The 14,983-nt window shown below is 41.7% G+C and carries 8 protein-coding genes, 1 pseudogene and 1 riboswitch; of the genes and pseudogenes, 4 read left to right on the plus strand and 5 right to left on the minus strand.

Annotated features, from left to right (window positions below; genetic code table 11):
• Window positions 1-11: 11 nt before the first annotated feature.
• Genes KG118_RS12995 through KG118_RS13005 form a run of 3 tightly spaced genes read right to left on the minus strand, consistent with a single transcriptional unit; the run spans window position 12 to window position 5,780 of the window.
• Window positions 12-3,485, minus strand: coding sequence for a helicase-related protein (locus tag KG118_RS12995; protein ID WP_117713320.1), 3,474 nt, complete (start codon window positions 3,483-3,485; stop codon window positions 12-14).
• 32 nt (window positions 3,486-3,517) lie between these two features.
• Complete coding sequence (locus KG118_RS13000) at window positions 3,518-4,222, minus strand: hypothetical protein (protein WP_008659006.1); 705 nt, start codon at window positions 4,220-4,222, stop codon at window positions 3,518-3,520.
• A gap of 16 nt (window positions 4,223-4,238) precedes the next feature.
• The gene (locus KG118_RS13005; protein WP_117713319.1) at window positions 4,239-5,780 is read right to left on the minus strand and encodes an ATP-binding protein; all 1,542 of its coding nucleotides are present in this window, start codon (window positions 5,778-5,780) and stop codon (window positions 4,239-4,241) included.
• A gap of 393 nt (window positions 5,781-6,173) precedes the next feature.
• On the opposite strand from KG118_RS13005, the gene KG118_RS13010 reads away from it, so the two are divergent.
• Entirely contained in the window at window positions 6,174-8,129 is a 1,956-nt protein-coding gene (locus KG118_RS13010) for a tetratricopeptide repeat-containing sensor histidine kinase (protein ID WP_158561018.1), read from the plus strand.
• Window positions 8,130-8,153: 24 nt separating this feature from the next.
• Here the strand turns inward: KG118_RS13010 and KG118_RS13015 are convergent, their stop codons facing one another.
• Together KG118_RS13015 and KG118_RS13020 are read right to left on the minus strand one after the other, a co-directional pair.
• Window positions 8,154-9,386 (minus strand): Cof-type HAD-IIB family hydrolase, encoded by a 1,233-nt coding sequence (locus KG118_RS13015; RefSeq protein ID WP_117713317.1) that lies wholly within the window; start codon window positions 9,384-9,386, stop codon window positions 8,154-8,156.
• A gap of 83 nt (window positions 9,387-9,469) precedes the next feature.
• Complete coding sequence (locus tag KG118_RS13020) at window positions 9,470-10,318, minus strand: helix-turn-helix domain-containing protein (RefSeq protein WP_117713316.1); 849 nt, start codon at window positions 10,316-10,318, stop codon at window positions 9,470-9,472.
• A 155-nt stretch (window positions 10,319-10,473) separates the two neighbouring features.
• On the opposite strand from KG118_RS13020, the gene KG118_RS13025 reads away from it, so the two are divergent.
• The 3 genes and pseudogenes from KG118_RS13025 to KG118_RS17665 form a co-directional block, all read left to right on the plus strand.
• Complete coding sequence (locus tag KG118_RS13025; RefSeq protein WP_117713315.1) at window positions 10,474-11,709, plus strand: multidrug effflux MFS transporter; 1,236 nt, start codon at window positions 10,474-10,476, stop codon at window positions 11,707-11,709.
• Between the two features lie 28 nt (window positions 11,710-11,737).
• A riboswitch (cobalamin riboswitch) is annotated at window positions 11,738-11,935 on the plus strand.
• Between the two features lie 57 nt (window positions 11,936-11,992).
• Entirely contained in the window at window positions 11,993-14,008 is a 2,016-nt protein-coding gene (locus KG118_RS13030) for a TonB-dependent receptor plug domain-containing protein (protein ID WP_117713314.1), read from the plus strand.
• A gap of 186 nt (window positions 14,009-14,194) precedes the next feature.
• A pseudogene (locus KG118_RS17665) lies at window positions 14,195-14,554 on the plus strand (hypothetical protein); the annotation flags it as partial.
• Window positions 14,555-14,983: the final 429 nt, after the last annotated feature.

Raw genomic sequence — 14,983 nt, forward strand, 5'->3', positions numbered from 1 at the left:
GGGGTATTTGTTTACTTGATGGTTCCTAATACAATAGATGCTTCGCCTTGTTTACTTTCCACATGGGCTACGAGTTTGCCGATTTCTCGCTCCAGAATCTCGTCTATATCTTGTTGCTCTATGGCAAAGAGATGTAAACCCCGCTCTTCTAATTCCTGACCAATAGCCAATACTTTTTTGATAATATCAAAACTTCCTCGGTCAATAAACTTACGAGCATTTTTCAGCAAAATCTTGGATTGTAGTGATAAACTAGGTGTGTTGTTAATTTTCACCAACATTTCTTTTGCAGCCGTAGCCTTGTCACCAGCCCTTGACTTGTTGATGCGGACAAAGTATTGGTTATAAGTCTTTATGGCTTCTGCCGAAAGCTGTCGCCAGTTATCTGGTAATGGAACACGTTTGGCATTTTCTTTCACACGCATATCTTCAAGCAGTTCAAGCAAAGAAATTATTTTGGCGTTATACAGACCCTCGGCTTCTGTACGTATTCTAATTGCAAGCCTTGCAGAGTGTGGTGCTTTTACTATGAAATATGCCGTTCCACTTGCAGCCTGTGCTATCTGCCAGTCTTTATCAGCTTGTTCTATTTGCAGATAACGTTCAGGGTGAGTATCCTTGTATTGTTTCAGTTCATATACATACTTCTGCAAAGGTGATTCCTCACCTTCAACAGCTTTGGCAATATCGTAATGTACCACACTTTCCTCTTCCGAGAAAATCTTACTGTCTTCACCAAACAGGACATGGAAGGATTGTAACTTGGTATGTGCCTTGCGAACCAATTGAATCTGCGCATCGCCTTCTGCACTTGGCATGAAGTTATAAACATAGACAAAAGGCTCTTTACTGCCGATACGGTTTACACGACCTATGCGCTGCATCAGGCGAGTGGAGTTCCAAGGAGTATCATAGTTCAGAATAACATTGGCACGGTGGAGGTTCACACCTTCTGCCAAGACCTCTGTTGTAATGATAACATTGTAGTCATCCTTCCAAACACCTTCGTAATTGGCATCGAAATTTTCCTCAATCGTGTGTTCCATCTCATCACGATTGGCAGCAGTAATGACAAGTGCCTTATAACCCTTTGCCTTTACCGCTCTCGCAAGCGATTGTACTGTGTCTATAGCTTCCGAGAAGATAACCAATTTTCCAGAGGTATTCTTTTGTGGATTAAACAATTCTGGCTTGATATTCTCTTTGAATGCATCAAATTTCGGGTCTTGTGGGTTTTTCGCCCATCGATCATAGAGATTAGAAATGAGTCGGAAGTCTTCTTTCAGTTGGATATAGTATTCCTCCTTGAAGTCTTTGCGGTTATATTCTGCATTCTGTCCCTTCTCGTTACGCCCTTGTTCCGTCAATTTTGTTATCTTGGCTCTGATTTCTTCTACACAATCATTAAACGAAACACGTCTACCACGTTTCAATGTTTTGGTTTCATAGTCAAGTTCTTTGTTCACGTCAATTTGCGGACAAACGAAAATTGTGTCGTTCTCCCACATCTTAATCATGTTCTCTGTGTAACGTCGCAGGTTCAACAGGGATTGGGTGAAAGCAGTGAACGAACTTTCAAGACGCTTCACAAGAAGAATCTGCATGATGATTGCAAGCTGCTTGGCAACGTCGTTGACACCACGATTGCCTCGACCAGTATGTTTTCTTTCGTTGGCAGGGTCAGTAAAATATTCAATGGCACGATAGCGGAAATATTTTAACCACTCGTCAGTCTGCAACTTTTCTGCCTCCGTTGGAGCAATGATTGTCATAGTATCAGAGAACAGTTGAGCCAACTCGTCATCCATGATGTATTCAAGATTGTTAGGTCCAACAATTTTGGGAAATATCAAGCCTTGTGATTCCATATCATCCTTGTAATATTTCTCAACGTCAGTTCTTGTTCGGCGTTCTAGAATATCACTTAACACGCAATCACGTAGTCTCTTTGACACGGCATCCAAGCGTTGGTGGCGCTCATCTGCTGGTATGTCGTTGCTTCTATCTATCAGTGATTCATATTCTCGGTTGACATCTGCAAAGAACCTTTCGATATTACCACTTTCAGCCTTCTTCAATGTACTGTCATTGTGGTTTCTCTCAAAAAGGTAAATCTGATTCTTCAAGTCATTTGGTCGGTTGTTCTGCGGTGTGGCAGAAAGAAGACCCACGTATGGATATACCCCTGTATTAGAACAAATCTTCTGTATCAGTTCATCAAGAGACTGGTACATCAATGTGGCACTGTTGCGGAACTTATGGCTTTCGTCAATGACAATAAAGCCATAATTCTTTTCTTGGAGTGTTCCACCAAAATCGCCAGAATCGCGGCTGTCGTCATCGTCATCTTCGCAGCTCTCATCTTCGGCAACATTTCCGATGCGTCCAGTTGTAATGAAGTCAATGTATGGCGCAATCTTCTCGTCAGAATTTTTGTCGAACATGGCTATAGTCTTCTTCCAACCCGATTGAATGGCAGGAGGAGTAATGACCAATACTTTACGTTCTCGTCCATCGTCTTCTGGTACGGACAAGAAACGCTTGATGATGAGCGTACCAATAATCGTCTTGCCAAGTCCCACCACATCTGCCAACATAAAACCACCATGTTCGTGCATAATGCCGATACACCTCTTAACAGCTTCTATTTGATATTCCAGTTTGTGGATGTTCGCTGGCAGATAAGTTTCTATCTGTTGTCCGAGTGATTTGTCTACAATGTCACCAAACTTAATTTGTAGCAATTTGATATATAGTTCGTATGGAGTGAATGATTGTTGTTCACTTTTGCGTTCTTTTTCCACGTCATCTGTTATAGGTGCAGATTTAAGGATTTGTTCTAAGAATTGTTTGTTCCAAGGTTCAGATATTTCCCATTTTTCATTAAACCATATCAAATGAGATTTATTACCAGGTATTTCATCAAGCGATAACACTTGATTTGGAGCTGTTTCAATATAGTTTAATTCAGCGTTACCTTGTAATCCTTTTTGTGTAAAATTTGTACTACCCACGATACCAATACCAATGCCGTTTGACTTTCCGTCAAAGATGTAACACTTAGAATGTAAAAATTGAGTTTCGTCATTTTCATTTTTTCGAAATACACGAATCTGAATCTTTGAATCATTGTTTTCCGTACAATAATCAAGAAGCAGACGTATAGCATCTTTATATTCCTCAGTAACATTAAGTTCGTGGATATCAGTTTTTATGAAGTCCAGCGGATAATTTGCATCTTTATATTTAGGTGACTTTAATTGATTTACGTATATATAAGGGTCTTTTCCTATAAGTAAACGAAGCGTTGTTCCTTCTTTTTCAATGAAAGACCTCAAATTTTCTTGTAGTATAGCTAAACCGGGAATATCCCAATAGCCTGTGGCAATACTAACTGTTTTAATACCATCAATGGCTAAGCATTTTCTCAATGTTGTTGTCATTGAAAGTGCTTCTATGGAATTATCTATAAGTGTATTATTCATTTTAATTCTATTCTATGGTTTGAAAATATGCGCTAATTACATTCTTTCTCTCTCCTCTCTTTTACTTTTTCCAATCCCGGCATCTTTTTAGCCAATGCACTTTCTCCTGCTGGAAAATAGAGAGGAAAAACTTTATATAAGAAACCCACAACTTCACTACGACTTTTATCCATATTGTAAAAAGCAGAGCAGACAAAGTACATTAGTTCTTGCTGACTACATGTTTCTTTGGGCTGTATGCTTATTGAGGGAGCAACTATCAAGTCATGTTCAGCAAATGATAGAGCACTGGCAAGAATAGCTTCCTGTTCTTCTTCGGTAAACATCTTTATTTTCCCAGTTAACCATTCAAGCTCTCTTTGCCGGAGTGCTTGTTGTTTTTCGTTTTGATGCTCCAATAGGATTGCTACATTTTCTTGTTGCTTTTCTGTCAAGGCGTTTTCTAATGCTTGGTTCTTTCGTTTAAGAACGTTGAATTTTAGCAAAGCAGCAATGTACATACAGAAATATCCTACTGCAATATCGAATATTAGGACAAGCAGATAATTGTTACTTGAGTTTTGTATGCCACCAGCCATATATTCACTAATAGGGATAACAGCTAATAGCATGATAATGGCTATTGCATAAAGCACTCGGTATCGCGTTTTATGGTTTACCTGTGGCAAAGAGGCAAACAAAAAGGCGATAATCAAAACGGCTATGATTGCAAAGAGTGGTATGAAAGAGGTCTCCATAGGTTTGTTGTTCTGTTTATGGTTTAACAATAATGCGCCAATAACCAGCCTTGTCTGAACCTTCGTGAACCAAAATTCCCATACCCCTAAGGCTCTTGATATTTTTCTCTATAGCGCGTTTAGTTACACCAATCTTGTTGGCCATATTATCAGCTGTGATTGAAGGATCTGAAATAACGAGGTCGATTATCTTTTGTGCAGTTTTACTGACTTTCTTCTGTGTTTCCGATGTATCTCCGAACTTATCCGCATTTACACCGAACTTTTCGACCGAACTTTCTTCATTTACACCGAACTCTTTTGTGTTTACACCGAACTTTTCTACCGAACTTTCTTCATTTACAGGGTACTTTTCGAGGGTACTATTTACCCTATTGGCTACTTCTTCCACAGGTATTCTTCCGTTTTCGCCCCAGTTTAGATTATAGAAGGTGGTGTAGAAAGAAGTCGCTTCCGTTTGATATTGAGGTTCTTTGCCTTGCAGGAAATTGGGTAGTTTTTCCGTAAGCTCCCGCATTTTGCGCAAACCGGAGCCACGTTTCTCCATATAGTCCAACTGTGTGAACACATCCGCAATGACGGGGTTACGGCGCATGGATGGCACTTTGTATATATCTCGGTCTTGAATCTGCGTACCGTCAAGCATTGCACCAGGTGATACCAGTTCTACACGGTCATCGTAAATATCGATATGTACTTCACCGCCCATCACGGTGTAATCCCGATGGATAAGGTGGTTTACCAATCCTTCGAAGATGGCACGGTCTGAATAGTCAGGGAGGTTTAGACGATAGTTCGGCATCTTTACCCATCCGCTCATGGTGTAGTTCTTGATGAAGTCTATGCCGTATTTTAAAAGTAGCACAAGATTAGTCCGATGTTCTATGGAACTGATGGCATCATCCTTATAGAGTCCAGTCCAACGGGTGCAGAAAATACGCGATTGAAATACTGTGCAATTATCCACAAACAGCAATCCTGCATTGGTCAGTTTGCCGTCAGGAGTTACCAGTCCGAATGATTCCAAATACTTATCGTTCCATTCCTGATGGGTTTGCTCACGGAAAGTATTGGCAAGGATGATGAAAGAATGTTTGCCGGCATCCACTTGGGTAGGAAGAGAATCCCATGTCATGTGCGTGCCTTTTAATACCAACGAAAGTAATTGTTGGGAGTTGCATTCTACACTTTCATTGCCAACTCGTACATATGCGGTACGTGTCCCATCCTGATAATAGTAATAAGGTGTAAGCGTTCCTGCCTTTACTTTCACTTCAAGCAGGGTATGCCCTTCATGTTCTATCGGAATAAGTTGAATTTCCGGCACAGGGTCAAGTCTTGCCTTTATCATTTCACTGATAAAATCAGCATCGGCTTGTGGATTCTCCAACCCTACAATTATGCCGTCATCATTCACTCCATAGAACAAACTGCCACCATCCGTATTAGCGAAAGCCGACACGGATTTAAGCCACGATTTTACTTTCTTACGTTCCAACATTTCCTTGAAATCGTAAGCCGAGCATTCCGCTATCAATGTATTGTTATGTATCTGCATCGTTTCCTTATTGTTATTTGGGTGTAACACCCTAATATCATACACAAAGGTAAGGATAAAACCGAAGAATCTGTTAAAAACATCGCTTTCTTTTGATTTTTATGCGTTTACATCTCGTTATTTATGAATAAAAATCGTACTTTTGTGAGCAAGAGCGTGTGTTGCTTATGGATGCTTATTTTCGGATTTGCGCTATATTTGCAACACGTGTACGCAAGTCGCTGATAGATATATTACGTTGACTTTGAGGAAGTGAAGTAAGATAGTTGCTAATCGCGATAAATAATAATCAAAAAAGACGTGTAAAAGATTACACGTCTTTTTTTGTCTTTTTTGATAAATACAAAAAAATAGAAGTATCTTTGTCAGGCAACTCAAATGCAAACAAATATTATGCCTGTAAATAAATACATTCTGATACTGTGCACATTCTTTATTGGATGCTTTCCCCTCCATGTTTTAGCTGAAAAAGATAAAGATGTTGCTTTGCAAGAATATTCAGCACTTTGTCGGAAAAGTATTTCCCTTCCACAAGCTCCGCAGATGTGTGACACACTTGCCGATATGGCAAGGAAAGCGAATAATAATGATGTGGAAATCTATGCGGCGGCTATAAAGCTGGAATGCTATTACTTCAAGAATGATGAGCAGCAGATAATCAATCAGGTGGAAGTTGTGAAAAAGCTGTGCAGGGCATATCAGAACTATTACTATTATTACTTTGTTTGGGGAAACCGCTTGATAACTTTCTACATCAAACAGAATAAGATAAACATTGCCCTCTATGAAATAAAGAAGATGTTGCAGGAGGCACAAGCTGACAATTATCAACCGGGAATAGCGGAATGTTTCCGTTCCTTTGCCGTGATTTACTTGTCGCAGTCTGCCTTCAGACTTGCGATGGAGTATTACCAGAAAGAGATTGACGTATATGAGAAAGCGGGTATTGATTACCTCAATCTGCCTGTGGAATATTCCACGTTGGCACAATGTGCCATAGAACTCAATCTGCCCGATAAGGCTGCGGAAGCCATAGAGAAAGGCCGTGAGCATATCAGGAAGAATGACCCCTATCAGACTTTTGTCATTAAAAAAGCTAATCTGCTCCTTTGCCTCTATCGGAAAGACTTTGCTAAAGCCGAAGAAGAATATGCCGCCATAGAAAAACTGTTTAAGGAAAATACAAGGCTGGATAACTTCACGGGTGATTTGTATGATACACGTCTGTCTTACTATAAGGCTACCGGTCAGCGGGATAAGGCAATGTCGCTTCTCCATTTTCTGGAAAATGAAGCCTGCTACAACTGTACGGCTTATTTGGCTAACAGTCTCAAGAAGCAGAAGGCTGACATTTATATGGAGAATCGCGAATATCGGCTTGCCGCCCAAGAATATCGCGCATATATAGAAGGTAAGGATACGTTGAATACGAAGTCTTTACAAAACTCGGTCAGTGAGTTCAATACGATTCTCGAAGTAGAGTTGCTGCAAAAAGAAAAAAATATCCTGCAGATGGCGGTGCAGAAAAAACAATTATACGTCACTTATCTGATTATCGGCTTTCTGGTAGTGCTTTTAGTGACAGGATGGATTGTATGCCTTCGTATTTATCGTTTGAATAGCCGATTGAAGAAATCGGAATCCGACCTCCGGGTTGCTAAAGAGAGTGCCGAGCAGGCCAGTAAGATGAAAACGGAGTTTATTCGTAATATGTCGCATGAGATACGCACTCCGCTCAATTCGATTGTAGGCTTCTCTCAGGTGCTGAACACTCATTTCAGTGCAGATGAGGAAACGAGGGAGTTTGCCAATATTATTTCGCAGAACACTTTCAGCTTGTTGCGTTTGGTGGATGACGTATTGGAGATTTCGGCTCTCGATCAGAACAATACCCTTGTCTATGATGTTTCCGAGAATATTAATAATGCGTGTTATCAAAGCATGGAACAAGCTGCTTATTCCATACCGGAAGGGGTGCAGCTGGAGTTTACGCCCACGTGTCCCGAGTTGATAATTAAAACCAACTCTGTGCGTGTGGCGCAGGTGCTTACCAAGTTGCTGCATAACGCCGCTAAATTCACTAAGCGGGGAAAAATAACTTTGAATTATAAGATTGAAGATAAGAATATTATCTATTCGGTGACCGACACCGGTATTGGCATTTCCGAAGACAAGCAAGAGGTCGTATTTGAGCGTTTTGTCAAGGTAGACAGCTTTACACAAGGTACGGGTCTGGGGCTTCCGCTCTGCCGTATCATTGCCAACGGGTTGGGCGGAAGCCTGACGTTGGACAAGACGTACAAAGACGGATGCCGTTTTCTGCTGACTTTACCTTTTGTACCTTGCTAAGATAGGGAAGGTCGGTTTCCTGTTTTACCTTTTTTTCAATACGCTGTTCACCACCCTGATAGAAGATACCAGCTTGTTGGTAGAAGTGAATACATCTACATTCCATACGTGTGATGAACGTCCTTTATGCACGATAGTTGCCACCGCTCGCACGGTATCTCCTTCGTGTGCGGAAGATATATGGTTTCCGCTGACTTGCATACCTACGACTATCTCATCGGGTTGGCAGGTTATCATAGAGCCGAGTCCGGCGACGGTTTCGGCAAGCGCAAGGGTTGCACCGCCATGCAGAATGCCAAAAGGCTGGCGGGTACGGTGGTCTACGGGCATGGTCGCTTCTATACGGTCTTCCGAGGCATAGGTGTATTGGATGCCCAAATTACCCATTAGCGCATGGCGTGCCCGTGCATTCAACAGGTCAAGTGGGATTTCTGCGGCGTGAACTTCGGCTAAAATCATTTTCTCTACGGCTTGGGCGACACCGTCTTCTTCATTGGAAGCCGTTACGTAGTCGGCGCAAACTTTTACAGAGTCTTGTGAGTGGCCCATGGCTATGCCTAAACCGGCAATCTGTAGCATATTGACATCACATACACCGTCTCCAATGGCAATTACTTCCTCGCGGGTAATGTCCAAATGTGAGAGTAAAGCACCTAACGTGTTGGCTTTATCAATTCCGCAAGGTACGACTTCCAAAAAATAGGGTTCCGAACGAAAGACATCTAAAGTACCGTCCAGACGTCTTTTCCAATGTTCTTCCAGTCCGGTCAATGCTTCTTCGTCGTCACTGACCAACATACATTTACATGGCGCGAAGTCTACTGCTGTGGAGAATTCTTCTTCCTTGATAATCTTCAGATTATTCAGTTTGGCTTCGGCATGGATATGTTCGTTGCCGGGACTGTTTGTCAGGATAGTGTCATCATGATAAGTGAATATGGCGAAACCATTCTTGCGTGCCTTCTTTTCCAGATAGGGCAGCATTTCCGGGTTGATTCGGCGCTCGAACAGGATTTCTCCATTTTGCGCATTGATTATCTGGCAACCGTTGTAGGAAACAATAAAGCCCCCATAGTTACCCAGTTCAAGCGTTTTGGCCAGTGGCATGAGCCCATAGGTAGGTCTGCCGGAAGCCAATACAATACGCACACCCATTTGCTGCACCTTGAGCAAAGATGCAAGAGTGCGTTTGCTGATTTCCTTTGCATCGTTGAGGAGTGTTCCGTCTACGTCAAGAACTAATAATTTATATTTCATGGTGACTCGATTTTGGTTATGCTAACAAAGTTAGCAAAATGGCGGTTAAAACGACCGGATTTAATTTATTTTGGCTAAACTTATCATAGCAGTTTCTGCTGGCGGAACTCTTTAGGAGAAATCCCGGTATTCTTCTTAAAGAAACGGCTCAGGTAAGACTGGTCGGTAAAGTTCAACTGTTCTGCAATTTCAGTAACGGAAAGGTGCGGTTCATTTAAGAGAACTTTGGCTTCTGCTATCAGCTGTTCGTCTATCAATTGCTTGGGAGTTTTTCCATTCATGTATTGAGTGGTGATTTCGTATAAATAGCGGGGAGTAATGCAAAGTTTCTCCGTGTAAAACGGAACTTGATGTTCGCATACACTGTGCTCGCGTATCAGTTGCATAAACTGATGGCAAAGCATCTGTTTCCTGCTATACTGCTTGTTGGCTGCCAGTTTCTCCGGGATAGTGTTGAATAGCCACATTAACATGCTTTGCAGGAAATTGAATTCCTGCTGCTTTCTGAACTGGAGAGTGTTGTCTCTGAACAGCATTTGCGCCATATCCATCCACAATACGATTTCCCGCCATGTTTTCTGACTTCTTTCATCTGCTGTATGGCGATAGTGCGGATGTTCGTGAACATAGTTGAAGTAGGGAGTGTCAATCGGCAATATAGCTTTCAGGAAAACGTCTTTCGGGAATAACAGCATACGTATTCTGAAGTCTGTTGAGACTTGTTTTACCTGAATAAGACTGCCGGTAAGAAATATGAGTTCGGTTTGTTCGTCAACGGTATATTGCTGTACTCCTGTGGAAATGATGCTCTTGCCTTGTGTGCAAATCAAGTAGATGCCGCATTTGAAGCGGTATGGACGTTGGTTTAAGTATGACAAATCCGTTTCTTCATATTTGATGGAGGATGTATCGGGCAATAGCGGTTCGTACATATGAATAAAGTTCTGTTTTGCGCAGCAAATGTACTTATATTTTGTGGTAATAATGTATATTGTTCCTAAAATGAAACGTTTTGTGCAAGATAAGCCATAGCCGGTATTGTAAATATAGGGTAATTTTGCCGCCGGTTTATAAAAGAAGGATAGTGATGACAGGCAGACAAAATTCAAAAGGTTTTATATTGGTGTTTTTGGGAATGTTGAGCGCTTTTGGTCCGTTTGTTATGGATATGTACCTGCCTACTTTGCCGGCAATGTCGGATTTCTTTCGGACCACATCTTCAAGGGTGCAATTAGGGCTTACTACGAGTATGGTGGGCTTGGCGATAGGACAGCTGGTTTTTGGTCCGTTAAGCGATAAATATGGCCGTCGTTCTCCGTTGTTGGTAGCTATGGCTCTATTCTTGATTTCCACTGTCGGTTGTATCTTTTCCCGGAATATCTCACAGTTTGTAGCGTTACGTTTTGTGCAGGGTGTTGCCGGGGCAGGGGGAGTGGTCATATCCCGATCCATTGCTACTGATAAGTATTCTGCCCATGAACTTGCGGGGATGCTTGCCACTATCGGCGCCATCAATGGGATAGCTACGGTGGTTGCTCCGATAGGGGGAGGGATGCTGGCCGATTTCAGCGGTTGGCATGGAATCTTCTGGTTCTTATTTATATTGGGCGCTCTTTTGATTATCGGAAGTATACGTTTCAAAGAGTCCTTGCCGAACGGGCAAAGGCAAAACTTCAAGTGGGGGGATATGTATCGTCGTTTTGGCGTAGTTCTGCATAACCGTCAGTATGTACGCTATATTTTACAGTATGGGTTTACGATGGGAGTTTTGTTTACCAATATAGCTTCAGCTCCTTTCATCATGCAGCAGCATTATGGACTTTCACCTATGTTATTCAGTATTTGTTTTGGGGTCAATGCGGTCGCTATGGTTATATCTTCCGTTTTGTCGGTTCGTTTTTCCACAATGGAACGGGCGTTATATGTAGGAAATCACGGTATGCTGCTTATCTCCATATTAGTCTCCGCCGCATTTTTCCTGAATTGCAGTTTCTGGGTGTATGAGATATTGATTTTCTGCCTGCTTTCAATGGTAGGAATGTCTTTTACAGCCTCCAATACTTTAGCAATGGATTGTGAACGCAGAAATGCCGGGGTGGCTTCAGCCCTTTTGGGGGCAATAGGTTTTGCATTTGGCGGAATCGTATCACCTCTGGTAGGTATGGAAGATATCAGGATGTCTACCGGTTTCTTATTTTTTATGGGAGCGTTATGCTCTTGTATGTGCGCTTGTTTCTCTTTTCATCGGTTGCCTTTCTATAAGAAAGCTTTAAATTTTGCTCCTTATAGATTAATAAATGTTTTTTTGCAGAAACTGTTGTAAAGAGTCGGTTGATATTTATATTATATTCTTATCTTTGTCGGCGTTTTGTTCCGGTTCCTTATTCAGGGAACGGATGAAAAGGGAATCGGGTGAAACTCCCGAACAGTCCCGCTGCTGTAAGTTTCATTATGAATGTATCATTCTTGTGCCACTGTCTTTGGTTTGAGGATGGGAAGGCGATACATTAGAAATAAGTCAGAAGACCTGCAAAACGAAGTCAAAAAATTGCCCGTTCGAGGAAAGCGGACAGTGTGTATGGTTTAAAGATAATCTTTACTCTTTTATGGTGTGGAGAATGAAGATGCGGTTGCTCTGCATCGCTTGTTTTTGTATGGAAGGAATTCTTTCTGCACAAGAAGTAGCGCGAAAGGACACGATTACAGGAAAAGTGCATCAGATTGATAAAGTGACTGTTACAGCACGACGTATGCCGAATAAAGTTACTTCGGCTGTACCTGTACAAACATTGTCACAGCAAGATATAAGCAGTCTCGGCATACAGAATATGGCGGATGCCGTGCGTCGTTTTGCGGGTGCTAATGTAAAAGACTACGGAGGCATTGGCGGATTGAAAACAGTTTCCGTACGAAATATCGGAGCGGCGCATACGGCTGTCAGTTATGATGGTGTTGTCGTAAGTAATTCCCAAGCAGGGCAAATTGATATAGGACGTTTCTCACTTGATAATGTTTCTGCCCTTTCACTGGCGATAGGGCAATCTGACGATATGTTGCAGTCAGCACGTTTGTATGCTTCGGCAGGCGTATTGAGTATTGAAACGGAAAAGCCGCATTTTGATGAGGAACGTAATGTGGCTTTTCAGGCACGGGTAAGTGGCGGTTCATTCGGATACGTTACTCCATCTCTGCGTTGGTGGCAGAAGGCAGGCGACCGTACTCGCTTTGCTGTGAACGCTAATTATATGCGTGCTGATGGGAATTACCCTTTTACTTTGGTCAATGGAAAGTATGTGACAGAAGAAAAACGCAATAATTCAACTATCTATTCCTGGCAGGGAGAGGCGACTCTTTACCATACCTTTAAAGACGGTGGCGAGTTGGATGTGAAAGGCTATTATTTCAACTCTCGTCGCGGGCTTCCGGGAGCGGTCACTCTCTATAATCCGATATCCGACGAAATTCTTTGGGACGAGAATACCTTTGTGCAGGCACGTTATAAGAAACGATTCTCTTCGAAATGGAGTTTGCAGGCACAAGCAAAGTATAATCATGGTTGGAACAGATATGAAGATAAAGGCAAGGAATATGCTGACGGATACTATCGTGCTGTACATAGACAGGATGAATGTTATTTGTCTGCAACGGCTTTATACCGTCCATTCAAAGCTCTATCCCTGTCTTTGGCTCAAGATGGAGCTGTAAATACATTGCGTAGTAATCTGAAAGATTGTCCTTTTCCTACCCGGTACACATCTTTGACGGCTTTCAACGTTCGTTATCAGTCTGAAAGAATCACCGCCTCCGGATCATTAGTACATACTTTTATCACTGAAAAAGTGGAGGTAGGGAAAGCTCCTGAGGATTTCCACCGTTTGGCTCCTTCAGCTTCCGTAAGCATACGGCCTTGGGCGGAAGAATCTTTTTTTCTGCGTTTCATGTACAAAAGCACTTTTCGTACACCTACTTTCAACGACTTATATTATTATAGACTGGGCAACCGGAGTTTACGTCCGGAGAAGGCGAATGAATATAATGTGGGAGTTACGTGGAGCAGTTCATCTTTGTTTTTCTTGGACTATATCTCTGCGACGCTTGATGCTTATTACAATGATGTGACTGATAAAATTGTAGCTTTCCCCACTACTTATGCGTGGCGTATGGCAAACTATGGAACCGTTCGTGCCACAGGAGTAGATGCTACTTTGGCTATGTCGGCACCGTTAGTTAAAAATATAGATTTGATTATATCCGGAGGATATACTTTGCAGAAAGCGATTGACCTTACAGACCCAGATGCCAAGAATTATAAGGAACAGTTGCCTTATACTCCGAAGCATAGCGGCAATGTAGCTGCGAGGTTTGAAATGCCTTGGCTCAATATAGGTTACTCCATTGTAGGCGTAAGTAAACGTTATTGCCTGTCACAAAACATTCCTGAAAATGAGATAGCAGGTTATATGGAGCATACGGCCAGCATCTCTAAAGAGTTTGCTTTTAAGAAATGCAAATTACAGCTTCAGGCAGAAATCATCAATTTGACCGATGAACAGTATGATGTGATAAAATATTATCCTATGCCGGGACGTTCATGGAGAGTGACGGGAACTTTTAAATTTTAAAATCAATTTAATCAATTTAATTAATAAAGTGTTATGAAAATAAGAAGTTTATTATTGGGTGTGCTGTGTATGTTGGCACTAAGTGTTTCATTTTCATCTTGCAGTGATGATGAGCAAAGTTGGGATGATAGCGGTTCGAAAATTGAATTGCCTTATGTCCGTGCTTATTTTTTGAATGAAGGAACTATGGGACAGAATAATGCCGGTATAGCATTTTATGCCCCGAATAAAGACAAAGATTTTATCGGTGATATTTATAAAGCGCAGAATAAGGCTTCATTGGGAGATACGGGTCAGGATATGATAGAGTATGAAGATTGTATCTATGTTTCTGTTTATGGTTCTAATTATTTGGCAAAACTGAATGCGGCATGTGTAGAGCAGGCTCGTGTTTCTTTTATTGATGATGCCGATTTATCTGCGGGTGTCCGTTCTATTGCGGCTCATGACGGCTATATTTATGCGTCTTTCTATGGCGGTGTGGTTGCCAAAATCAATGCCAATACATTGAAAGTGGAAAAGAAATTGACCGGACATGGTGATAATCTGGAGGGAGTTGCCATCTGTAATGATATGCTTTATGTAGCCAATGCTTATAAGAACGAAGGCGTAAACTATATTTATCATACGGAAGTTTTGGTCTTTGACTTGAATTCATTTTCTTTTAAAGAGACCTTGACGGTAGCTTCAAATCCTAATAAATTAACGGAAGATGATGACAAAGCGTTCCTTATTTCTTGGGACTATAGTGCTGAAAGCTATGTATTGCAAATGATAGATTCAAAAAACAATAATAAGGTGACCAATTTGGGATATGCCACTCATGTAGCCGCTGAAAACGATAAATTGTATTGTGCCTCAAATCCGCAACTAAGCTCTTCAGCGTCCTTCTTGCGTCTAAACGTCCTCTCATCACTGAATTAGCAGATAAATTGAGGCTGAAATACCCACTTCTGCCCACAATATCCCCTTGCC

The sequence above is a fragment of the Bacteroides propionicigenes genome, from assembly GCF_018390535.1.
GTDB classification, from domain to species: Bacteria; Bacteroidota; Bacteroidia; order Bacteroidales; family Bacteroidaceae; genus Bacteroides; species Bacteroides propionicigenes.

What these genes read in the sequence shown, in the direction of transcription:
- KG118_RS13005 (WP_117713319.1), bottom strand. Translation starts at nt 5,780, where the DNA reads ATGCAGATACATAACAATACATTGATAGCGGAATGCTCGGCTTACGAT.
- KG118_RS13025 (WP_117713315.1), top strand. Translation starts at nt 10,474, where the DNA reads ATGACAGGCAGACAAAATTCAAAAGGTTTTATATTGGTGTTTTTGGGA.
- KG118_RS13020 (WP_117713316.1), bottom strand. Translation starts at nt 10,318, where the DNA reads ATGTACGAACCGCTATTGCCCGATACATCCTCCATCAAATATGAAGAA.
- KG118_RS12995 (WP_117713320.1), bottom strand. Translation starts at nt 3,485, where the DNA reads ATGAATAATACACTTATAGATAATTCCATAGAAGCACTTTCAATGACA.
- KG118_RS13010 (WP_158561018.1), top strand. Translation starts at nt 6,174, where the DNA reads ATGCCTGTAAATAAATACATTCTGATACTGTGCACATTCTTTATTGGA.
- KG118_RS13015 (WP_117713317.1), bottom strand. Translation starts at nt 9,386, where the DNA reads ATGAAATATAAATTATTAGTTCTTGACGTAGACGGAACACTCCTCAAC.
- KG118_RS13000 (WP_008659006.1), bottom strand. Translation starts at nt 4,222, where the DNA reads ATGGAGACCTCTTTCATACCACTCTTTGCAATCATAGCCGTTTTGATT.
- KG118_RS13030 (WP_117713314.1), top strand. Translation starts at nt 11,993, where the DNA reads ATGGTGTGGAGAATGAAGATGCGGTTGCTCTGCATCGCTTGTTTTTGT.